The following is a 21,053-nucleotide window of genomic DNA, read 5'->3' as shown; positions in this document are numbered from 1 at the left end:
TCGACTCACTCGACGAAGACGACGAAGAGGATGGACTGACGTGACTCCAGCCGCCCGCACCCCCTTCTCCCTCTATCCCGAACTCGACGCGACCGCCCTCACCGCCTTCGTCACCGCCCTGGAGAGCGGCGACGTCACCGGCCTCGCCCCCGCCCGCGCCGCCGAGATCGCCGAGGTCCGCTCGGTCGCCGTCTTGACCCGCGGCAAGGTGACCGGCGCCGACGGGGACCTCCTCGACGCTGCGCTCTGGCGGCACACCGGGACCCAGCCCCGCCCCGCGATCGTCATGCCCTCGCCCTGGTCCAGCCTGGGCTGGCTCCCGTACGCCGTCCAGGCCTCCCTCTTCGCCGCCCGCGGCTACAACGTCCTCGCCTACTCCGCCCGCGGCTTCTCCGGCTCCGAGGGCCAGGTCGACGTGGCGGGCCCGCTCGACGTCGCCGACGGCAGCCGGGCCCTGGACCACCTCATCGAGCGCAGCACCGGCCCGGTGACGAAGATCGGCTTCCTCGGGGACTCGTACGGCTCCGGCATCAGCCAGCTCGTCGCCGCGCACGACACCCGCGTCGACGCCGTGGTCGCGCTCAGCACCTGGGGCGACCTCGGCGAGGCCTTCTACGAGAACTCCACCCGGCACATCGCGGCCGTACGGGCCCTGCTCGACGCGGCCGCGAAGGCCCGGCTGAGCCCGCAGACGCAGAGCGTCTTCGACAACGTCCTCGCCGACCGCGACGTCCAGGGCACCCTGCGCTGGGCGGAGACCCGCTCGCCCTTCACCCACATCAAGGAACTCAACCGCCGCCAGGTGCCGGTCTTCTTCTCGCACGCCTGGCACGAAACGCTCTTCCCGCCCAACCAGACGCTGAAGATGTTCAACGAACTGACCGGCCCCAAACGCCTCGCCGTCTCCATCGGAGACCACTCCGGCCCCGAGATGACCGGCATGCTCGGCCTGCCCAACCGGATCTGGACGGACGCCCACCGCTGGTTCGACCGCCACCTCAAGGAGATCGACAACGGCATCGACACCGAGGGTCAGGTGCTCGGCGAGATCATGTGGAGCAAAACCCTCGAACCCCGCCCCACCTGGCCCTCCCTCACCGAACGCCTGGAACGGCTGCACCTGACGGACGACGGCGAGCTCGGCGACGAACCACAGGCCGGCTGGACGTCGACCGTACTGTGCGGGGTGGACACCCCGGCGACCGTCGCCGACAAGGTGGTGCAGTCCGGCTACGCGGAGATCGCCGGGCGCCCGAAGATCTACCGGACCCAGGACATCGACCGCACCGTCGCCGCCGTATGGACCGCGGACCCGGCCGGGGAGACCACCCGGCTGCGCGGCATACCGCGGCTGCGCGTGACGTACCGGGCGGCGAACCCCGGATCCACATTCGTCGCCTACCTCCTCGACACCGCCCCCGACGGCACGGCCCACATCATCACGCACGCCCCGTACACCGACCTCGACTCCCCGCCCGACAGCCTGATCAGCGCGGACATCGAACTCCAGGCCACGGCCTACGACATCCCGCGCGGCCACCGCCTGATGCTGGTGATCGACGCCCGCGACCCCTTCTACGCCGACGCCAACCTGCCCCGCGCAACCCTGGCGTTCACCTCCCCGGACGCCACCCCGTCCTACCTGGACCTCCCCCTCGGCTGACCCGCCGTCGGGGGGGGCGGAGCGGCTTCGGGGCGGCTGCGGGGCGGCTGCGGCGGGCGGGACCCGCACGGGCGGCATCGGAGAGGCGTATGGGGGTTTCCCGTCAGTCTCATCGTCTCTCCGGTTCGGGCCGGTCCCTCAAGGGCGCTCCTTCGTCGCGTCGCTCCGCGATGTCGCTGCGCTCCACCCTTGACCGACCGTCCCGCCCCGGACATACGAAGACCGCCGGGAAACCCCCAAAAGAACGGGCCGGGAGTTCAAGGATCAGGACGGGGCGATCAGAGATCCGCGACCTGGTCGGGCGTAGGGGCATGCTCCCGAGGCGGGGCCCATCGAGACCGGGGCCCGGGTCGGGGGAGCGCGTCCAATCGCTACGCGCTCCTCATCTCTCAGCGCCCGACGACCGTCCCTGGCTGGGCATAGGCCGCCCACGACCCACAGGTGCTCCTCATGGGAGGCGTCTGACGGTTGTTCGTGGCGGAGAAGCCTGGAACAGCGGCTATTCCGTAGTGGAGCCGGCACTGATCCGGGTGGCCGTGGTGGCGGCCATGCCTCACGCAGCGGCCCCATCAGCGCAGTATTGAGGTACGGGTACGGGTACGGGTACGTACCCACCCTAGGAGGATGAGGAGGAGCACCACCATGCCTGATGCCAACGTCCGGATCCCTGAAGAGGCCAGGGACAGACTGGCCTCGATAGCGGCCGCCGAGGGGCTGTCCCTTCGCGCCTACCTGGCGCGCTTGGCGGAAACGCTCCTGACCCCGGCCGAGCGGGCCGAGCGGGCCGAAAAGGCACGGGCGGCCTTGGAGGAATGGAACGGCTACGCCCCCACAGCGGCCCAGCAGCAAGACCTCGACAGCGAGCTCGACCGACGCCTTGCGCAGGCGAGGCCCCAGTGACCGAGGCGATGCACATCGTCCTGGACGAGACGGCCATGGAGGCCGCCGGACTGGGCAACATCCTGGCTTCGCGACTCATCCACCGCGCCCATGCGGAGGCGGGCTGGTACCTGTACGCGCCCACGTGCGCGCTCGTCGAAGCCGACCGAGCCCGCCCCGGCACCGCCGAGCACCTTGCGGCGCTTCCCGGCATCACCGTCGTCGACCTGGACCTGCCGGCCGCACTCGTCGTGCCGAAGCACGAAAGCTGGGCCGAGGCACACAGCCTGTACGTGGCACAGCCGACGCCCGACCGGCCCGAAGGCGCGGTGGTCGCCACCACGACCGCGAAGCGCTGGGCCGGACAGCCGGTCCGAGTCCTCGATCTCACCCCGTGACCAGGCCCGAACCGCCGGTCGCAGGCGAGGAGAAGAGCACCCCCATGTGGTGGGCGGCCTATGTCCAGCCCAGGACGGCCTGGAGACGCTGAGAGATGAGGAGCGCGTAGCGATCGGACGCGCTTCCCCCGACCCGGCAGGCGGCTGTCATGGGCCCCGTCTCCGGACCGTGCCCAGCGGGATCTGCCTGGGCATCTCTGATCGCCCGTCCTCCTCCTTGAACACCCGGCCCGTTCCTTCGGGGGTTTCCCGGCAGTCTTCGACTTTCCGGGGCGGGACGGTCGGTCAAGGGTGGCCGCAGGCCATCACGCAGTGACGCGACGAAGGAGCGCCCTTGAGGGACCGGCCCGAACCGGAGAGACGATGAGACTGACGGGAAACCCCCATACGCCTCCCTGATTCCGATCAAGCGGCTCCCGCACGACCCGAAGCCCCCGCCCCGCAGGACAGCCCGGCCGGGCCGGAACCAGCCACCGCCGCGGGGGTGAAGGCCCCGCGTCCGCAGCTCCCGTGCCCCCTCAGCCGGCCTTCGCCGTCGCCCGGAGGAGGTCCCGGAGGAGGTCGAAGTCGACCTTGGCGGGGTTGCGGAAGCGGAGGCAGACCTTGCCCATGTCGTGGGTGGCCAGGCGGTCCGCGAAGGCGTCCCGGACGTCCGTGCGCATCAGGTAGAAGGAGATGTACTGCTTCTGGTTCGCCCAGGCGATCTCGCCGGCGGTCTCGCCCGCCCGCACGTACACCGGCATCCCGTACGCGATCCCCTCCTCGAACCCGGTCAGCTCCTCCAGGCACAGCTCCCGCAGCCGCACCAGGGCCTCCCGCCGGGCCTCCGGGACCGCGGCCAGGTAGGTGACGACGTCCATCAGGCGGCCTTCTTCCGGATCTGCGAGCGGACCGCGCCCATGCTGGCCGCGATCACGAGGGCGATGGCCAGGGCGTCCAGTGCGGACATGGCCTGGTTCAGGACGAGGAAGCCCGCGGTGGCGGCGATGGCCGGCTCCAGGCTCATCAGGATCGCGAAGGTCGGGGCCGGCATCCGCCGCAGCGCGAGCAGTTCCAGCGTGTACGGCAGGACGGAGGACAGGACGGCCACGCCCACACCCAGCGCGAGCGTGCTCGGGACCAGCAGGTCCGAGCCGGCTTCGGCGATGCCGAGCGGCAGCGAGATGACCGCGGCCACCGCCATCGCCAGCGCGAGCCCGTCCGCCTGCGGGAAGCGGCGGCCCGTACGCGCGCTGAACACGATGTACGCCGCCCACATCGCGCCCGCCCCGAGCGCGTACGCCGCGCCCAGCGGGTCGAGGGAGCCGAAGCCGAGGCCGCCCCCGCCGTGCCCGGACAGCAGGACCACGCCGCCCAGCGCGAGGCCGGCCCACAGCACGTTGACCAGGCGCCGGGAGACGATGACGGAGAGGGCGAGCGGTCCGAGGACCTCCAGGGTGACGGCGGGGCCGAGCGGGATCCGGTCGATGGACTGGTAGAAGAGGCCGTTCATCCCGGCCATGGCGACGCCGAAGGCGAGCACCGTGCCCCAGTCGGAACGGGAGTAGCCGCGCACCTTCGGGCGGCACAGGATCAGCAGCACGAGCGCGGCGGCCGCGAGGCGCAGGGTGACCACGCCCGCAGCGCCCGCCCTCGGCATGATCATGACCGCGAGGGCGGCGCCGAACTGCACCGAGATCCCCGCCGAGATGACCAGCGCCACAGGACCGAGCCCGGAGCCGGAACCAGAACCGGAGCCGGAAGCAGAACCGGAACCGGAGTGGGAGCCCTTGGCGGTCGACGGGGCCGGTGCGGCGACGGCCTGCGAGGCTGCCGGGGAGGGCGAAGAGGAAGGTGCGGGCATCTCTCCAGACTAAGGGCCCGTAAGGAGTGTCGCCGCATGTCCTGCCTTACAACCTCGATAACTCCGCCCTACAGGCCCTCCGCCAGGAGTTCCGCCAGGTGCCGGGCCCGCACCCCGCCCAGCTGTGCGATCTGCGTACGGCACGAGAATCCGTCCGCCTGGATCACCGCGTCCCGCGGGGCCACGCGCAGGGACGGGAGCAGCTGTTCCTCCGCACAGGCCACCGACACCCCGTGGTGCCCGGGCTCGAAGCCGAAGTTGCCCGCCAGCCCGCAGCAGCCCCCGCTGAGCTCGCCCACCAGCCCGGCCCGCTCGCGCAGCCGCCGGTCGGGGCCGTCCCCGAGCACCGCGTGCTGGTGGCAGTGGGTCTGGCCGACCACCTCCCGGTCCAGGCGCGGCGGCCGCCAGGCCGGCGCGTACTCCTCCAGGGTCTCGGCGAAGGTCCGCACCGCCTCCGCGAGGCGGGCCGCGCGGGGGTCGTCGGGGAGCAGCGCGGGCAGGTCGGTGCGCAGGGCCGCGGCGCAGCTCGGCTCCAGCACCACCACGGGCCCCGGTACGTCTCCCAGTGCGTCCAGCGTCCGGCGCAGGACCGTGCGGGCGCGGTCGAGGCGACCCGTGGACACGTACGTCAGGCCGCAGCAGATCCGGCCGCCGCGGGGGACGGACACGTCCAGCCCGGCCGCCCGGAGCACGCGGAGAGCGGCGTGACCGGTCTCGGGGGCGAGGTACTCCGTGAACGTGTCGGGCCAGAGGGTGACCGTGGGGCCGGGCACGGGCGCCCGATCGCCCGTCCGGGGGCGGCCCGCACCGCGCGTGAACGGCTCCCGCGCCAGCTCGGGCAGGCGGCCGCCCCGGTCCCGGTCCAGCCCCGGTACGGGGACGCGCCGGGCCAGGGCGTTGACCGCCCCCGCCGCCCGCAGGACGGCGATCAGCCGGAGCCAGCCCGGCAGGCCGCCCAGGGTGTAGTGGGACAGCGGGCGGATCCGGCCGGCCCAGTGGCGGTGCAGGAATTCCGCCTTGTACGCGGCCATGTCCACGCCCACCGGGCAGTCGCTGCGGCAGCCCTTGCACCCCAGGCACAGGTCCAGCGCCTCGGCGACCTCCGCCGAGCGCCAGCCGTCGGTGACGATCTCCCCGGCGAGCATCTCGTGCAGCAGCCGGGCCCGGCCGCGCGTGGAGTGCCGCTCCTCCCCGGTGACCCGGTACGACGGGCACATCACCGAGGCGCCGCCACCGGTATCCGTGGTCCGGCACTTCGCGACGCCCACGCACCGCGCGACCTCACCCGCGAACGAGGTGGCCGGCAGCACCGCGAAGCGCAGGTTCTCGTCGAGTCGCGCCGGCCTGACCAGCATCCCCGGGTTCATGCCGCCCGCCGGGTCCCACACGTCCTTGTACGCGCCGAAGAGCCGGACCACCTCCGTCCCGTACATCTTCGGCAGCAGCTCCGCCCGCGCCTGCCCGTCCCCGTGCTCGCCCGACAGGGAGCCGCCGTGCGCGACGACGAGATCGGCCAGTTCCCCGGAGAACTCCCGGAAGCGGGCGATGCCCGCCGCCGACACCAGGTCGAAGTCGATCCGTACGTGCACGCAGCCCTCGCCGAAGTGCCCGTACGGGGATCCGCGCAGCCCGTGCGCCGCCAGCAGCGCCCGGAACTCCCTCAGGTACGCCCCCAGCCGGGCCGGGGGCACCGCGCAGTCCTCCCACCCGGGCCAGGCCATGCTCCCGTCGGGCATCCGGGTCGCCGTGCCCGCCGCGTCCTCGCGGATCCGCCACAGTGCCCGCTGCCCCGCCGGATCGGTGACGACCGTCGCGTCCACCGCGTCGGCGGCCCGCAGCAGGGCCCGCGCCCCGCCCTCGTCCGGCATCTCCACGAACAGCCACGCTCCGCCCCGGGGCAGCTCCGCGGCCGTGCCGCCCACCAGGTCCTGGGCCATCCCCTCCACCGTCAGCGGCCCGTACGGCAGCAGCCCGGCCGCGGCGTCCGCCGCCGCGCTCTCGTCCGCGTACCCGAGCACCGCGAGCACCGGCGCGCTCGGCGCCTCCACCAGGCGCACCACCGCCTCCGTCACCACCCCGAGCGTGCCTTCGCTCCCGCAGAACGCCCGCGCCAGCTGCACCCCGCGCTCGGGCACCAGCGCGTCGAGGCCCCCGTAGCCGGAGATCCGCCGCGAGAAGCCGGGCGGCATCCCGCCGCGTGTCATTCCCGTGCGCAGCAGCCCCAGATGTGCGGTGACCAGCTCCCGCAGGCCCGCCGGGGCGCCGTCCCAGCCCGTCGCGATCCGGTGCGCGGTTCCCCCGTACGCGGTCACGGCCAGCTCGGTCACGTTGTCCGCGGTGGTGCCCCAGGCCACCGAGTGGGGTCCGCACGCGTTGTTGCCGATCATGCCGCCGAGGGTGCAGCGGGAGTGCGTGGACGGGTCGGGCCCGAAGGTCAGCCCGTACGGGCGCACCGCGTCCCGCAGCCGGTCGAGGACCAGCCCGGGCTGGACCACGGCCGTCCTGGCCGCCGGGTCCACCGACACGAGGCCGTTCATGTGCCGGGTGAGGTCGAGGACCACGCCCACTCCGGTGGCCTGGCCGGCGATGGACGTCCCGCCGCCGCGCGGCACGACCGGGACCCCGGCCGCGGCGCACACGGCGAGGGCGGCCGCCACGTCGCCGGCGTCGCGCGGGGCGACCACACCCACCGGGACACGCCGGTAGTTCGAGGCGTCCATGGTGGTCAGGGCCCGTGCGGCGGCGCCGAAGTCGATCTCCCCGCGCAGGTTCTCCCGCAATGTCCGTTCGAGTTCACCGGGTGACGTCACGGCCCCACCCTCCCACCGGCCGGACCCGTCTCATCGGGTGGACGCGCTTCCGAGGCGCGGACCGGGACCCGATACGCTCCGCTCGTGGCTGAGATCCAGATTCCCGCTGACATCAAGCCCGCCGACGGACGCTTCGGCGCGGGCCCCTCCAAGGTGCGGACCGAGGCGCTGGACGCCCTCGCCGCCACCGGTACCTCCCTGCTCGGAACCTCACACCGCCAGGCCCCGGTCAAGAACCTGGTCGGCTCGGTGCGCCAGGGCCTCCGGGACCTCTTCTCCCTCCCCGAGGGGTATGAGGTGATCCTGGGCAACGGCGGCTCCACCGCCTTCTGGGACATCGCGACCGCCGGTCTGATCGAGCGGAAGTCCCAGCACCTCACCTTCGGCGAGTTCTCCTCGAAGTTCGCCACGGCCGCCAAGCTCGCGCCGTGGCTGGACGCGCCGTCCGTGATCTCCTCCGACCCGGGCACGCACCCGGATCCGGTGGCCGAGGCGGGCGTGGACGTGTACGCGTACACCCACAACGAGACGTCGACGGGTGTGGCGGCGCCGATCAAGCGCGTCGCGGGCGCCGACGCCGGGTCCCTCGTTCTGGTGGACGCGACCTCGGGCGCCGGCGGTCTGCCGGTGGACATCACCGAGACGGACGTCTACTACTTCGCGCCGCAGAAGTCCTTCGCCTCGGACGGCGGCCTGTGGCTGGCCGCGTTCTCCCCGGCCGCCCTGGAGCGCGCCGCCCGCGTGCACGCCTCCGGCAGCCGGCACATCCCGGAGTTCTTCTCGCTGCCGACGGCGATCGACAACTCGCTGAAGAACCAGACGTACAACACCCCGGCGCTGTCCACCCTGTTCCTGCTGGACCAGCAGCTGCGGTGGATGAACAGCCAGGGCGGCCTGGAGTTCACCACCGGCCGTACGGCGGCCAGTGCGCGCAACCTGTACGGCTGGGCGGAGGCGTCCAAGTACGCGACCCCGTTCGTCGTGGACGCCGACAAGCGCTCGTCCGTCATCGGCACGATCGACTTCTCGGACGACATCGACGCGGCGGCCGTCGCCAAGGTGCTGCGCGCCAACGGGATCGTGGACACCGAGCCGTACCGCAAGCTCGGCCGCAACCAGCTGCGTATCGCGATGTTCCCGGCGATCGACCCGGCGGACGTGCAGGCGCTGACGGCCTGCATCGACCACGTGATCGAGAAGCTCTGACCCTCACCCGTCCGGTACGACGTGAAGCCCCCGGTGACCTGCTGTCGCCGGGGGCTTCGGCGTTCCCCGGACACCCCGAGGCCACCGGCGTGGGGGTTTCCCCGCACGCGGTACCTTCAGGGCTCCGGCGGCGATTCTTGGAGGCAGCGGCGTGAGCGTGCGAGTGACGGCGGCCCAGAGCGGTGTGGACCCCTTCGGCACGGCCCGGCTGCGGCGCGGGGTGCTCGACGCGTGGGGTGCGGGCCCGGCCCGGTTCCGCGAGGACGCCAACGCCGAGGAGGACCTCGCGCTCGGCGGCTACCGCGACCGGCTCGTCATCGAGCTGGCGCAGAACGCCGCCGACGCCGCGGCCCGGGCCCAGGTGCCCGGCCGGCTGCGGCTCACCCTGCACGCGGGCGAGGGCGGGCACGCGCTGCTGGCCGTCGCCAACACCGGTGCCCCGCTGGACGCGACGGGCGTGGAGTCCCTGAGCACCCTGCGCGCCTCCGCCAAGCGGGAGCCCTCCGGCGACAGCGTCGGCCGGTTCGGCGTCGGCTTCGCGGCCGTGCTGGCCGTCTCCGACGAACCCGCCGTGCTCGGCCGGCACGGCGGGGTGCGCTGGTCCCTGGCCGAGGCCCGGGAACTGGCCCGGGGCGCCGCCGTCGGCAGCCCCGGCCTCGGCGACGAACTGCGCCGCCGCGACGGGCACGTTCCGCTGCTGCGCCTCCCGCTGCCCGCCGAGGGCACGGCCCCCGAGGGCTACGACACCGTCGTGGTCCTCCCGCTGCGCGACGCCGCCGCCGAGGGTCTCGTGGAACGGCTGCTGGCGGGCGTCGACGACGCCCTGCTGCTCACCCTGCCCGGGCTGCGCGAGGTCGTCGTGGAGACCCCGGCCGAGGGTGCGCGCACTCTGTACCGGCGCGACGAGGGCCCGTACACGGTCATCGAGGACACCACCGCCTCCGGTACGGTCACCCACCGCTGGCGCACCGTCCGCCACGGCGGCCCCATCGAGCGCGCGCTGCTCGCCGACCGGCCCGTCGAGGAGCGGCTGCGGCCCGCCTGGGCGGTGTCCTGGGCCGTGCCCGTCGACTCCGACGGCGCCCCGGTGCGTCCGGTCACGGCCCCCGTGGTGCACGCGCCGACCCCCACCGACGAGCCGCTGGGCATCCCGGCGCTGCTCATCGCGACCCTGCCGCTGGACACCACCCGCCGGCATCCCGCGCCGGGGCCGCTGACCGACTTCCTCGTGGAGCGCGCGGCCGACGCGTACGCCGAACTCCTCGGCGCCTGGGACCCGGTGACCACCGCCCTCGTGGACCTGGTGCCCGGCCCGCTCGGCAAGGGCGAGCTGGACGGGGCCCTGCGCGCGGCCGTGCTCCGGCGCCTGCCCCGTACCGCTTTCCTCGCACCGGCCGCGCCGCCCGAGCACGCGGAGGAGCGCGCCGCCCTGCGCCCCTTCGAGGCCGAGGTGGTGGAGGGCGCGGGCGCCGACACCGTACGCGTCCTCGCCGAGGTCCTGCCGACCCTGCTGCCGGCCGGCCTGGAGCGCCGGTCTGAGCTGCGCACCCTGGGGGTGGGCCGGCTCCCGCTGGGCGATGCCATCGAGCGGATCGCGGGCATCGAGCGGACCCCCGAGTGGTGGCACCGGCTCTACGACAGCCTCGCCGGGGTGGACCCCGACCGGCTGTCGGGGCTGCCCGTGCCGCTCGCCGACGGCCGCACCTCGATCGGGCCCCGGCACATCCTGCTGCCCGGCGCGGACACGCCGGCGAGCCTGGCCCGGCTGGGCCTGAAGGTGGCCCACCCGGACGCGGCGCACCCGCTGCTGGAGAAGCTCGGCGCGCTCCCGGCCACGGCGCGGGCGGTCCTGACGACCCCGCAGGTGCGGGCGGCCGTCGCCGCCTCCCTCGACGCGGGGGAGATCTGGGACGAGGACGCCGACACCCTGGACGCCGACGAGCTGGCCGAGGTGGTCCTCGGGCTGGTCCGGGATGCCGATCTGGCACCGGGCGACGAGCCCTGGCTCGGCGCGCTGGCCCTGCCGGACGAGGACGGGGAACTGGTCCCGGCAGGCGAGCTCCTGCTGCCGGGCAGCCCGCTGGCCTCGGTGATCCGCGAGGACGAGGTCCCGTACGTGGACGCGGACCTCGCCGAGCGGTGGGGCGCGGGCCCGCTCACCGCGTGCGGGGTCCTGGCCACCTTCCAGCTGGTCCGCGCCACCGACGTGGTCCTCGACCCGGACGAACTGGAACCGCGCGAGGGCGACTTCGCCGAACCCGACGACGCGGGCCTGCTGGACGCGGTGGACGTGTGGTGCGAGGACGTACTGGACCAGCTGCCGGACACCCCGGTCCCGCCGGTGGCGACCGAGCTGATCGCCGTCCGGGACCTCGACCTCGTCGACGACGACTGCTGGCCGCAGGCCCTCGCCATGCTCGCGCAGCCGCCGCTGCGTGACGCGCTGACCCAGCCCGTGCGGATCCTGCTGCCGGACGGCACCACGCAGTCGGTGCGCCCGTACACCGCCTGGTGGCTGCGCGACCACCCGGTGCTCGACGGCCGCCGCCCGGCGGGCCTGCGCGCGGCGGGCGGCGACCCGCTGCTGGGGGGCCTCTACACCTCGGCGGACGCCACGGGCTTCGAGGACGAGCAGGTCCTGCGGGCGCTGGGCGTACGCACGTCCGTGCCGGCCCTGCTGGACGAGCCCGGCGGCGCCGCCGAACTGCTGGCCCGGCTCGCCGACCCGGACCGCGAGGTCACCGGCCACCAGCTGCACGGCCTGTACGGCGCGCTGGCCGATCTGGACCCCGAGCAGGTCACCCTCCCGGACGAGCTGCGCGCGGTGGTGGACGGCGAGGTGCTCGTGGTGGACGCGGCCGACGCGGTGATCGCGGACGCCCCGGACCTGCTCCCGCTGACGGCGGGGCTGCCGCTGCTGCCGGTCCCGCCGTCGCGTGCCGCGGATCTCGCGGAGCTGCTCCAGGTCCGCCGCCTCTCGGAGACGGTTCCGGCGGAGGTGACGACGCCCGGCGAGGAGCACGAGGTGCCGGAGTCGGTGCTCGTGCTGCTGGGTCCGGCCACTCCGGCGACGTACATCGAGCACGAGGAGCTCGTCGCGGGCGGCACGGAGCTCGACTGGCGCCGCACCCCCGACGGCACGCTCCACGCGTCCACGCTGGAGGGCGTCGCCGCCGGCCTCGCCTGGTCGGCGGGCCAGTGGCCGCGCCGCTTCGAGGTGGCGGCGCTGCTGGAGGACCCGTCGCGTACGGCGGAACTGGCCCGGGACCGCTGGTTCGACTGACCGGAAGGGGGCCGGAAGGGGGCCGGGAGCGGGCCGGGAGCCGGGCGCGCGGGCGCCCGGAAACCGTGCGCTCCCTTTGACAGGCGGCACGTGCCGACTCAGACTGATCAGTGCTTTCGTCCGACCGGCGGATCCACGACCAAGAAGAGAACGCGCCCTCAGGGAATCGTTCAGGGGGAGCGTCATGCCCGACAGGAGAGCCCGTTCGGCCGGCTTCCGGTGGTCCCACGGCCCGGTGTCCGAGCTGTTTTCCGGCCGGAACAACAGCCTGGGCCTCCTGCGGCTGTTCCTCGCCTCCGCCGTCGTGGTCTCGCACGCGGGCATCCTGGGCTTCGGCAGCCATGAGATCGGTCACGGCTTCTCGCAGGGGCAGATAGACCTCGGGAAGATGGCCGTCTTCGGCTTCTTCTTCCTCTCCGGCATCCTCGTGACGCGCAGCGGGAACCGGCTGCCCGTCGGCCGCTTCCTGTGGCACCGGGCGCTGCGTCTGCTGCCCGGCTTCTGGGTCTGCATGGCCGTCACGGCCTTCGCCGTGGCCCCTTACCTGTACTGGCGCCAGCACGGCGGCACGGCAGGGTTCTGGGACCATCCGCAGGGCCCCTTCGCCTATGTCGAGGCGAACTGGGCCGTCGGCGTCGGGCAGTGGGGGATCTCCGGTGTGATGGAGACCGGCGCCACCAAGGGGCTCACGCACAACGCGGCGATGAACGGCGCCCTGTGGTCGCTGGCCTACGAGATCCTCTGCTACCTCGGGGTCGGCCTGCTCGCGCTGGGCGGCTCCCTGGTGCGGTCCCGGCGGACCGTCCTGGCGGTGGCGGTGATCCTGGGCGGCCTGGTCGTCGGTGACGCCGTCGGCAACCGGCTGAACGCCGGGGCCGGGGCGGCGGCGCACGGCGGTGACCTGGTCATCCCGCTGATGGGCCCCCACAGCGTCAACTACATGATCTACCTCGGTTTCGCCTTCGCCCTCGGTGCGGTGCTGGAGCTCTACAAGGAGCGCGTCCCGGTCAGCGACCCGCTGGCGGCCCTCAGCGCCGTGGTGTTCGTGCTGACCCTGCACTACGGGTACTTCTTCGCCCTGGGCGTGCCGGCCTTCTGCTACCTGCTGCTGTGGCTGGCCATCCGGCTGCCCAAGCCGTTCCAGCGCATCGGCGCCAAGCACGACTACTCGTACGGCATCTACATCTACGGCTTCCTCGTGCAGCAGTCGCTGGCCGTCCTCGGTGGCGCGCGCTGGGGTTTCGCCGCCTACCTGGGGCTCTCCCTGGCGGGTGCGCTGATCGCGGCGGTGCTCTCCTGGCACCTGGTCGAACGCCCGGCGATGCGCCTGAAGGACATCGGCGGCGCCCGGCGCCGGCCCCCGCACGACGTCCCGGCCCCCCGGCAGGGCGCCACCGCCGAGGACCAGCAGCCCGTATCGGTCTCCTGACCCCGACCCCGACCCCGACCCGGACCGGGCCGGCTCCGGTCAGGCCGGGAACTTGCGGTCGACCCACCTGAAGGTGAACTCGATCAGGACGGCCGCGCCCACGGCGACGGCCACCGCGATCCACGGCACCGTGACGCCGACCAGCTTGAGCTGGAAGAAGTCCTGCAGCCACGGCACGACGAGGACGATCAGGAACGCCCCGCCCATCGCGCCGACCAGGGCCACCCGCCACCACGTGTACGGGCGGGCGATGATCACCAGGACCCACATGGACGTCAGGAACAGCGTCAGAGTGGCCGCGCTGGACTCGGCTTCGAGGGCGCCCTGGCCCGTGTAGTAGTGGCGGGCGATCAGGTACGAGACGAAGGTGGCCACGGCCGCGATGACGCCGCCGGGGATCGCGTACCGCATGACCCGCTTCACGAAGTGCGGTCTCGCGCGTTCCTTGTTCGGAGCCAGCGCCAGGAAGAAGGCCGGGATGCCGATGGTGAGCGTGGACAGCAGCGTCAGGTGGCGGGGCAGGAAGGGGTACTCGACCTGCGAGCAGACCACCAGGATGGCCAGCAGCACCGAGTAGACCGTCTTCGTGAGGAAGAGGGTGGCCACGCGGGTGATGTTGCCGATGACCCGGCGGCCCTCGGCGACCACCGAGGGCAGGGTCGAGAAGCTGTTGTTGAGGAGGACGATCTGGGCCACCGCCTTCGTCGCCTCCGAGCCCGAGCCCATGCTGACGCCGATGTCGGCGTCCTTGAGGGCGAGCACGTCGTTGACCCCGTCGCCCGTCATGGCGACCGTGTGGCCCTTGGACTGGAGGGCCCCCACCATGTCCCGCTTCTGCTGCGGGCTCACCCGTCCGAAGACCGAGTTGTCGTCGAGGACCTTCGCCATGTCGGCCTGGTCGGTGGGGAGCCCCCGGGCGTCCACGGTGTTCTGCGCGCCCGGCAGACCCAGCTTGCCGGCGACCGCACCGACGGAGACCGCGTTGTCGCCGGAGATGACCTTCGCGCTGACGTTCTGGTCCTCGAAGTAGCGCAGCGTGTCGGCGGCGTCGGGACGCAGCCGCTGCTCCAGGACGACGAGGGCGGTCGGCCGGACCCCGGTGGCGACGGCCGCGTCGTCGAGCTCGCGGGCGGAGCGGGCCAGCAGGAGGACGCGCAGTCCCCGCTCGTTGAGGTCGTTGATCTCGTCGAGGGCCGGATCCCCGGCGGGGAGCAGCACGTCGGGGGCGCCGAGCAGCCAGGTGTTGTTCTCGCCGTCGCCCTCGCTGAAGCTGGCGCCGCTGTACTTCCGGGCGGAGGAGAAGGGCAGGGACTCGGTGCAGCGCCACTCCGCGCTGTCCGGGTAGGCGTCGATGATCGCCTGGAGGCTGGCGTTGGGGCGCGGGTCGGACTCCCCGAGGGCGCCGAGCACCTTCTTGACGTACGCCGGCTCCGCGCCGCCGAGCGGGCGCAGCTCGGTGACGTCCATGCCGCCCTCGGTGAGGGTGCCGGTCTTGTCGAGGCAGACCACGTCGACGCGGGCGAGGCCTTCGATGGCGGGCAGCTCCTGGACCAGGCACTGCTTGCGGCCGAGCCGGATGACGCCGATCGCGAAGGCCACGGAGGTGAGCAGGACGAGCCCCTCGGGGATCATCGGGACGATGCCGCCGACGGTCCGGGCGATGGAGTCCTTGAGGTTGTTGTCCTTGACGAGGAGCTGGCTGATGATCAAACCGATCGAGGTCGGGATCATCATCCAGGTGACGTACTTGAGGATGGTGGAGATGCCGGTGCGCAGCTCGGAGTGGACGAGCGTGAAGCGGGAGGCCTCTTCGGCCAACTGGGCGGCGTAGGCCTCGCGGCCGACCTTGGTGGCGGTGAAGGCGCCGCCGCCGGCGACGACGAACGAGCCGGACATGACCGGGTCGCCGGGCTTCTTCAGGACGGGGTCGGCCTCGCCGGTGAGCAGGGATTCGTCGATCTCCAGGCCGTCGGCCTCGCCGACGGATCCGTCGACGACGACCTTGTCGCCGGGGCCGAGTTCGATGACGTCGCCGAGGACGATCTCGGAGGTGGAGATCTCGGCGGTCCGGCCGTCGCGGCGCACGCTGGGTTTGACCTCGCCGATGACGGCGAGGCTGTCGAGGGTCTTCTTGGCGCGCAGTTCCTGGATGATGCCGATGCCGGTGTTGGCGACGATCACGAAGCCGAAGAGGCTGTCCTGGATCGGCGCGACGACGAGCATGATCGCCCAGAGCACGCCGATGATCGCGTTGAACCGGGTGAAGACGTTGGCGCGGACGATGTCGGTGGTGGAGCGGCTGCTGCGGACGGGAACGTCGTTGACCTCGCCCCGCGCGACGCGCTCGGCGACCTCGGCGGTGCTCAGCCCGCCCGGCTTGAAGCGGGGCGCGGGCGGTCGCACCGGATGTACGGGGTCCAGCTCCGCTCCCGCGTCGATGGCGGGGGCGGCCGTCCTGCCACCCGGCTCCGGCCCGTCGGATTCGGTTCCAGCCCGCTGCGTCATGCCTTCGACGTTAAGCGGGGTTCTTTCGCTTCACCCGCCGAGAAGTCCGAAGATCAGACCTCAGGATGACCCGAATCGTCCCCTGGTAGCGCCGTGGGCCACGCCGTGGGGCGGGGACACTCCGGGACGTCCCCGCAGGTCGAGCGAACCCGCCGCCGGGCCACGGGCCGATCCGGCCCACTGTTCGCGAGCCGAGGAGACGTCCCGGAGGGGCACCGCCCCACCCGAAACGGCGCCGCCGCGCCCCGCTAGGCCTGTGGCCCCGAGCCCTGCCCCGAGCCCGCCGGGCCCTGGCCAGAGCCCGCCTGCCCCGCCTGCCCGTCCTGCCCGTCCCGCTCGGCCCGCGCAGCGACCTCCGCCTGTTCCGCCGCGTGACGCGCAAGCGCTGCGTCGCGGCCGCGGACGTACCAGATGCCGATCAGGCCGAGGAAGCCGCCGGCTGCGCAGGTCCAGACCCACCACAGCTGGCCCCGGTCGGCGAACCACCCGTAGAAGGGCAGCTGGACCAGGAAGAGGGCGAACCACAGGATCGTGCCACCTGTGACGGTGGCGACGACCGGCCCCTCCAGGGGCTCGGGCGCCTCGTGCTTCGCAGTCCATTTCGCCATGCGGCAAGTCTAGGCGGCGCGAAACGACATCTACGCGCGGAGATGGACGCCCTTTCGTTCATGTGTTCATACTGAAACGGTTTGGGCGCGGCCCATTTTCTTCGTATGAACCACCCAATGAGGACCGTATGAGCACTCCGGCCCCCGCCCCCGCAGCGACCGTTCCGGAGCCTTCCCCGCAAGGACCCTCCGGCCCGCTGGACCGCTACTTCAAGATCTCCGAGCGCGGCTCGACCCTCGCCCGCGAGGTCCGCGGCGGCTTCGCGACCTTCTTCGCCATGGCCTACATCATCGTGCTCAACCCGATCATCCTGGGCAGCGCGAAGGACATGTACGGGCACCAGCTCGACAACGGCCAGCTCGTGACGGCCACCGCCCTGACGGCGGCCTTCACCACCCTCCTCATGGGTGTCATCGGCAACGTCCCGATCGCGCTCGCCGCCGGCCTCGGCGTGAACACGGTCGTCGCGCTCCAGCTCGCCCCCCGCATGAGCTGGCCCGACGCCATGGGCATGGTGGTCCTGGCCGGCTTCGTGGTGATGCTGCTGGTCGCCACCGGCCTGCGCGAGCGGGTCATGAGCGCCGTCCCGCTGGGCCTGCGCAAGGGCATCGCGATCGGCATCGGCCTGTTCATCATGCTGATCGGCCTGGTCGACGCGGGCTTCGTCTCCCGCATCCCGGACGCCGCGCACACCACGGTCCCGCTCCAGCTCGGCAGCGACGGCCACCTGCACGGCTGGCCCGTCCTGATCTTCGTGATCGGCGTGCTGCTCACCCTCGCCCTGCTGATCCGCAAGACGCCGGGCGCGATCCTGATCTCCATCGTGGCCATGACCGTCGTCGCCGTCGTGGTCCAGCTGATCGTCCAGCTGCCCGACTCCGGCTGGGGCCTGACCGTTCCCGAATGGCCCGGCAACCCGGTGGCCGCGCCCGATTTCGGGCTCGTCGGCGAGGTCAGCCTGTTCGGCGGCTTCGGCAAGGTCGGGATGCTCACCGGCATCCTCTTCGTCTTCACCGTGCTGCTGTCCTGCTTCTTCGACGCCATGGGCACGATCCTCGGCGTCGGCGACGAGGCGAAGCTGATCGACAAGAAGACCGGCGAGTTCCCCGGGATCAACCGGGTCCTGCTCGTCGACGGCCTGGCGGTCGCCTCGGGCGGCGCCACCTCCTCTTCCGCGACCACCTGCTTCGTGGAGTCCACGGCCGGCGTCGGCGAGGGCGCCCGCACGGGCATGGCGAACATCGTGACCGGCGGCCTCTTCGCCGTGGCGCTGTTCCTCGCCCCGCTCGCCACCATGGTCCCGTCCCAGGCGGCCACCCCGGCGCTCGTGGCGGTCGGCTTCCTGATCCTGGCGGGCTCCGTCAGGGACATCGACTGGAGCGACTTCACCATCGCCGTACCGGCCTTCCTGGCCATGGTGATGATGCCCTTCACCTACTCGATCACCAACGGCATCGGCATCGGCTTCATCAGCTTCTGCGTACTGCGCCTGGCGACCGGCCGGGGCCGCGGGGTCCCGGTGGCCATGTACGTGGTGTCGGCGGTGTTCGTCTTCTACTACGCGATGCCCGCCCTCGGCCTCGCCGAGTAGCTCACGTCAGCCCGTAGAACTTCTCTGTCTCGTCGACGGCCGCCTTGAAGCGCTCGTCGAAGTCATCGCGAATGAGCGTCCGGACCACGTAGTCCTGGACGCTCATTCCGCGTTTGGCGGCATGGATCCGGAGCCTGTCGAGGAGCTCCCCGTCTATGCGCATGCTCAGCACATGTGTCCCCATGCCGAAAGAGTCGGGGCACAGGGTGCGTACGCGTGTCACTTTCAGCCGCCGACTCACCCGTATGAGTGACCCCAGGAGTAAGCCGGAAAACCGGTTTTCCTTAGGAAGAGTAATGAGTTACCCTAAGCACATGCATGACCTTTCCCATGGCGACGACGCAGCCGCCGTGAACGACCTCCGCTCCGCCGTCATGCGGCTGGGGCGACGCCTGAAGCACCAGCGCGTCGACGAGTCGCTGAGCCCGACCGAGATGTCGGTCCTCGGCACCCTCGCCCGCTGCGGCCAGGCCACACCCGGCGAGCTCGCGCGGCGGGAGCACGTCCAGCCGCCGTCGATGACGCGCATCGTCGCGTTGCTGGAAGCCAAGGGACTGGTCACGCTGGAACCGCACCCCGACGACCGCCGCCAAAAGGTGGTCCGCCAGACGGAGGAGGCCGAAGCGATGCTCGAAGAGAGCCGCCGCAAGCGCAACGCCTTCCTGGCCGGGCTCGCTGCCGAGCTGACCGAGGACGAATGGGCCAAGCTCCGCGCGGCCGCACCCGTCCTGGAGAAGCTCGCGCACCTGTAAGGAACGACGCCAGGAGGCGAACGCTTTTGAGTACGGGAACCGGAGCAGACTCCGCACCCGGCCACACATCCACCCCCTCTACCGCCGCGACCCTCGCGGCACCCGCGAGCAAGGGCTCCATGTTCAGCTCGCTGAAGATCCGCAACTACCGGCTCTTCGCCACCGGCCAGGTCGTGTCCAACACGGGTACCTGGATGCAGCGCATCGCCCAGGACTGGCTGGTCCTCTCGCTCACCGGCTCCGCCTCCGCCGTCGGCATCACCATCGCCCTGCAGTTCCTGCCGATGCTGATGTTCGGCCTCTACGGCGGCGTACTCGCCGACCGGCTGCCCAAGCGGCCGCTGCTCCTCGCCACCCAGAGCGCGATGGGCCTGACCGGCATCGCCCTCGCCGTCCTCACCCTGGCCGGACACGTCCAGGTGTGGCACGTCTACCTCGCCGCCTTCGCGATCGGCCTGGTCACCGTCGTCGACAACCCGGCCCGGCAGACCTTCGTCTCCGAGATGGTCGGCAAGGACCAGGTGGCCAACGCCGTCAGCCTGAACTCGGCCAACTTCCAGTCCGCGCGGCTGGTCGGCCCGGCGATCGCCGGTGTGCTGATCACCGCCGTCGGCTCCGGCTGGGCCTTCCTGCTGAACGGACTGTCCTTCGCCGCACCCCTCGCCGGCCTGCTGATGATGCGGACCCACGAACTGCACCCGGTCGAGCCGAGGCCCCGCGCCAAGGGGCAGCTGCGCGAAGGCCTGCGCTACGTCGCCGGCCGCCCGGAGCTGATCTGGCCGATCGTGCTCGTGGGCTTCATCGGCACCTTCGGGTTCAACTTCCCGATCTGGCTCTCGGCCTACGTCAGCGACGTCTTCCACGGGGACGCGGGCACCTACGGGCTCTTCAACACCCTGATCGCGGCCGGCTCCCTGGCGGGCGCCCTGCTCGCGGCCCGGCGCGGACAGTCCCGCCTGCGGGTGCTGGTGGCCGCGGCCGTGCTGTTCTCGGTCCTGCTCCTGGTGACCGCCTTCGCACCCGGCTTCTGGCTGTTCGCCGCCCTGCTCGTCCCCATCGGGATCTTCGGCCTGACGGTCAACGTCACGGCCAACTCCAGCGTGCAGATGGCGACCGACCCCGAGATGCGGGGCCGGGTCATGGCCCTGTTCATGATGGTGTTCACCGGCGGCACCCCGCTGGGCGCCCCGCTGCTGGGCTGGATCACGGACACCTACGGCGCCCGGATCGGCATGGCCTCGGGCGCGGTGATCTCCCTGGCCGCCTCGGTCGCGATCGCGGTGGTCCTGGCCCGTGTCGGCAACCTCCGGCTGCGGTGGGGCCGACGCGGTGTGACGTTCGTCCCGGCCGTCCCGCGCCACCGCGAGCTGGTGACGGTGGCCTGACGCCGCGCCTCAATCGCCGGCGAGGCCGCGTTTCGGCCTCGCCGGCGATTGAGGCGCGGGGGTTCGGGGCCAGAGCCCCCGACAACGGCGCCGCGCACGGCTACGCTCGCCGGCATGAGACTGTTCGCAGCCGTCCTACCGCCGGACGCGGCCGTCGCCGAGCTGGCCCGGGCCGTCGACCCGCTGCACGACGACCACCTGACGTGGACCGCGCGAGCGGGCTGGCACTTCACGCTCGCCTTCATGGGCGAGGTACGGGACGAGGTGCTCCCGGAGCTGCACACCCGCCTGGAGCGGGCCGCCCACCGCACGCCCCCCTTCGCACTGCGGCTGCACGGCTGCGGCCACTTCGGGGATCGCGCCCTGTGGGCCGGCGCCGCCGGTGAGCTCGCCGCCCTGCGGATGCTCGCCGAACGCGCCGACGCCGCCGCCCGGCGGGCCGGCGTACCGATGGAGCAGCACCACCGGTACACCCCGCACCTCACCCTGGCCCGCAGCCGCAGCGCCACCACCCCGCTGCGGCCCTACCTGGACGCCCTCGCGGACTTCGAGGGCACGCCCTGGCAGGTCGACACGCTCAGCCTGGTCCGCAGCAACCTCCCCGTCAGCGGGGTACCGGGCGAGCAGCCCCGCTACGAGACCGTCGGAGCCTGGCCGCTCGGCGGCTGAACCATCCACGCCCCCCGGCCGGAACCGGGGG

General features: G+C 72.5%; 16 protein-coding genes. 10 read left to right on the top strand and 6 right to left on the bottom strand.

The features are described 5' to 3' along the window. The first annotated feature begins 40 nt into the window (after positions 1 to 40). From ACFY0D_RS37720 to ACFY0D_RS37710, 3 genes are all read left to right on the top strand, one after another. Positions 41 to 1,663 (top strand): CocE/NonD family hydrolase, encoded by a 1,623-nt coding sequence (locus tag ACFY0D_RS37720; protein WP_390802399.1) that lies wholly within the window; start codon positions 41 to 43, stop codon positions 1,661 to 1,663. Between the two features lie 642 nt (positions 1,664 to 2,305). Next, positions 2,306 to 2,563: a hypothetical protein gene (locus ACFY0D_RS37715; RefSeq protein WP_390802398.1), complete on the top strand. Its 258-nt coding sequence runs from the start codon at positions 2,306 to 2,308 to the stop codon at positions 2,561 to 2,563. An 8-nt stretch (positions 2,564 to 2,571) separates the two neighbouring features. Next, complete coding sequence (locus ACFY0D_RS37710) at positions 2,572 to 2,940, top strand: hypothetical protein (protein ID WP_390802407.1); 369 nt, start codon at positions 2,572 to 2,574, stop codon at positions 2,938 to 2,940. Between the two features lie 518 nt (positions 2,941 to 3,458). On the opposite strand, the gene ACFY0D_RS37705 is transcribed toward ACFY0D_RS37710, so the two are convergent. From ACFY0D_RS37705 to ACFY0D_RS37695, 3 genes are all read right to left on the bottom strand, one after another. Beyond that, the gene (locus ACFY0D_RS37705) at positions 3,459 to 3,800 is read right to left on the bottom strand and encodes a DUF1801 domain-containing protein (protein ID WP_390802397.1); all 342 of its coding nucleotides are present in this window, start codon (positions 3,798 to 3,800) and stop codon (positions 3,459 to 3,461) included. Then, positions 3,800 to 4,783, bottom strand: a complete 984-nt coding sequence (locus tag ACFY0D_RS37700; RefSeq protein WP_390802396.1) for a DMT family transporter — start codon at positions 4,781 to 4,783, stop codon at positions 3,800 to 3,802. The genes ACFY0D_RS37705 and ACFY0D_RS37700 overlap by 1 nt, the downstream gene beginning before the upstream one ends. 68 nt (positions 4,784 to 4,851) lie before the next feature. Beyond that, complete coding sequence (locus tag ACFY0D_RS37695; protein ID WP_390802395.1) at positions 4,852 to 7,593, bottom strand: FAD-binding and (Fe-S)-binding domain-containing protein; 2,742 nt, start codon at positions 7,591 to 7,593, stop codon at positions 4,852 to 4,854. An 84-nt stretch (positions 7,594 to 7,677) separates the two neighbouring features. On the opposite strand from ACFY0D_RS37695, the gene serC reads away from it, so the two are divergent. From serC to ACFY0D_RS37680, 3 genes are all read left to right on the top strand, one after another. Beyond that, on the top strand, positions 7,678 to 8,799 hold the full coding sequence (serC, locus tag ACFY0D_RS37690) for a phosphoserine transaminase (protein WP_390802394.1): 1,122 nt from the start codon (positions 7,678 to 7,680) through the stop codon (positions 8,797 to 8,799). 151 nt (positions 8,800 to 8,950) lie between these two features. Continuing rightward, on the top strand, positions 8,951 to 12,082 hold the full coding sequence (locus ACFY0D_RS37685; protein ID WP_390802393.1) for a sacsin N-terminal ATP-binding-like domain-containing protein: 3,132 nt from the start codon (positions 8,951 to 8,953) through the stop codon (positions 12,080 to 12,082). A 184-nt stretch (positions 12,083 to 12,266) separates the two neighbouring features. Beyond that, on the top strand, positions 12,267 to 13,511 hold the full coding sequence (locus ACFY0D_RS37680) for an acyltransferase family protein (RefSeq protein ID WP_390802392.1): 1,245 nt from the start codon (positions 12,267 to 12,269) through the stop codon (positions 13,509 to 13,511). A gap of 39 nt (positions 13,512 to 13,550) precedes the next feature. On the opposite strand, the gene ACFY0D_RS37675 is transcribed toward ACFY0D_RS37680, so the two are convergent. After that, on the bottom strand, positions 13,551 to 16,016 hold the full coding sequence (locus tag ACFY0D_RS37675) for an HAD-IC family P-type ATPase (RefSeq protein WP_390802391.1): 2,466 nt from the start codon (positions 16,014 to 16,016) through the stop codon (positions 13,551 to 13,553). Between the two features lie 248 nt (positions 16,017 to 16,264). Then, a complete protein-coding gene (locus ACFY0D_RS37670) occupies positions 16,265 to 16,624 on the bottom strand; it encodes a DUF2530 domain-containing protein (protein ID WP_390802390.1) in 360 nt (119 codons plus the stop codon). A gap of 128 nt (positions 16,625 to 16,752) precedes the next feature. Between ACFY0D_RS37670 and ACFY0D_RS37665 the strand changes: the two genes are divergently transcribed. After that, positions 16,753 to 18,216 carry an NCS2 family permease gene (locus ACFY0D_RS37665; RefSeq protein WP_390802389.1) on the top strand — a complete coding sequence of 488 codons (1,464 nt, stop codon included), beginning with the start codon at positions 16,753 to 16,755 and terminating at the stop codon, positions 18,214 to 18,216. A 1-nt stretch (position 18,217) separates the two neighbouring features. Here ACFY0D_RS37665 and ACFY0D_RS37660 read toward each other — a convergent pair whose 3' ends face one another. Then, the gene (locus ACFY0D_RS37660) at positions 18,218 to 18,400 is read right to left on the bottom strand and encodes a hypothetical protein (RefSeq protein ID WP_030010567.1); all 183 of its coding nucleotides are present in this window, start codon (positions 18,398 to 18,400) and stop codon (positions 18,218 to 18,220) included. Between the two features lie 130 nt (positions 18,401 to 18,530). On the opposite strand from ACFY0D_RS37660, the gene ACFY0D_RS37655 reads away from it, so the two are divergent. The 3 genes from ACFY0D_RS37655 (at position 18,531) to thpR (ending at position 21,022) form a co-directional block, all read left to right on the top strand. Continuing rightward, a complete protein-coding gene (locus ACFY0D_RS37655) occupies positions 18,531 to 18,968 on the top strand; it encodes a MarR family winged helix-turn-helix transcriptional regulator (RefSeq protein ID WP_030010566.1) in 438 nt (145 codons plus the stop codon). A 26-nt stretch (positions 18,969 to 18,994) separates the two neighbouring features. Further along, positions 18,995 to 20,353, top strand: a complete 1,359-nt coding sequence (locus tag ACFY0D_RS37650) for an MFS transporter (RefSeq protein ID WP_390802388.1) — start codon at positions 18,995 to 18,997, stop codon at positions 20,351 to 20,353. A gap of 114 nt (positions 20,354 to 20,467) precedes the next feature. Then, positions 20,468 to 21,022, top strand: a complete 555-nt coding sequence (gene thpR, locus ACFY0D_RS37645; protein WP_390802387.1) for an RNA 2',3'-cyclic phosphodiesterase — start codon at positions 20,468 to 20,470, stop codon at positions 21,020 to 21,022. Positions 21,023 to 21,053 lie beyond the last annotated feature (31 nt).

The sequence above is a fragment of the Streptomyces sp. NPDC001502 genome, from assembly GCF_042894785.1.
GTDB lineage: Bacteria > Actinomycetota > Actinomycetes > Streptomycetales > Streptomycetaceae > Streptomyces > Streptomyces kutzneri.
This window is presented reverse-complemented; position numbering and strand designations above follow the sequence as displayed.

Bases quoted from the DNA above. Each gene is read 5' to 3' on its own strand.
- ACFY0D_RS37715 (WP_390802398.1), top strand. From the start codon at position 2,306: ATGCCTGATGCCAACGTCCGGATCCCTGAAGAGGCCAGGGACAGACTG.
- ACFY0D_RS37710 (WP_390802407.1), top strand. From the start codon at position 2,572: ATGCACATCGTCCTGGACGAGACGGCCATGGAGGCCGCCGGACTGGGC.
- ACFY0D_RS37705 (WP_390802397.1), bottom strand. From the start codon at position 3,800: ATGGACGTCGTCACCTACCTGGCCGCGGTCCCGGAGGCCCGGCGGGAG.
- ACFY0D_RS37700 (WP_390802396.1), bottom strand. From the start codon at position 4,783: ATGCCCGCACCTTCCTCTTCGCCCTCCCCGGCAGCCTCGCAGGCCGTC.
- ACFY0D_RS37680 (WP_390802392.1), top strand. From the start codon at position 12,267: ATGCCCGACAGGAGAGCCCGTTCGGCCGGCTTCCGGTGGTCCCACGGC.
- ACFY0D_RS37675 (WP_390802391.1), bottom strand. From the start codon at position 16,016: ATGACGCAGCGGGCTGGAACCGAATCCGACGGGCCGGAGCCGGGTGGC.
- ACFY0D_RS37670 (WP_390802390.1), bottom strand. From the start codon at position 16,624: ATGGCGAAATGGACTGCGAAGCACGAGGCGCCCGAGCCCCTGGAGGGG.
- ACFY0D_RS37665 (WP_390802389.1), top strand. From the start codon at position 16,753: ATGAGCACTCCGGCCCCCGCCCCCGCAGCGACCGTTCCGGAGCCTTCC.
- ACFY0D_RS37660 (WP_030010567.1), bottom strand. From the start codon at position 18,400: ATGGGGACACATGTGCTGAGCATGCGCATAGACGGGGAGCTCCTCGAC.
- ACFY0D_RS37655 (WP_030010566.1), top strand. From the start codon at position 18,531: ATGCATGACCTTTCCCATGGCGACGACGCAGCCGCCGTGAACGACCTC.
- thpR (WP_390802387.1), top strand. From the start codon at position 20,468: ATGAGACTGTTCGCAGCCGTCCTACCGCCGGACGCGGCCGTCGCCGAG.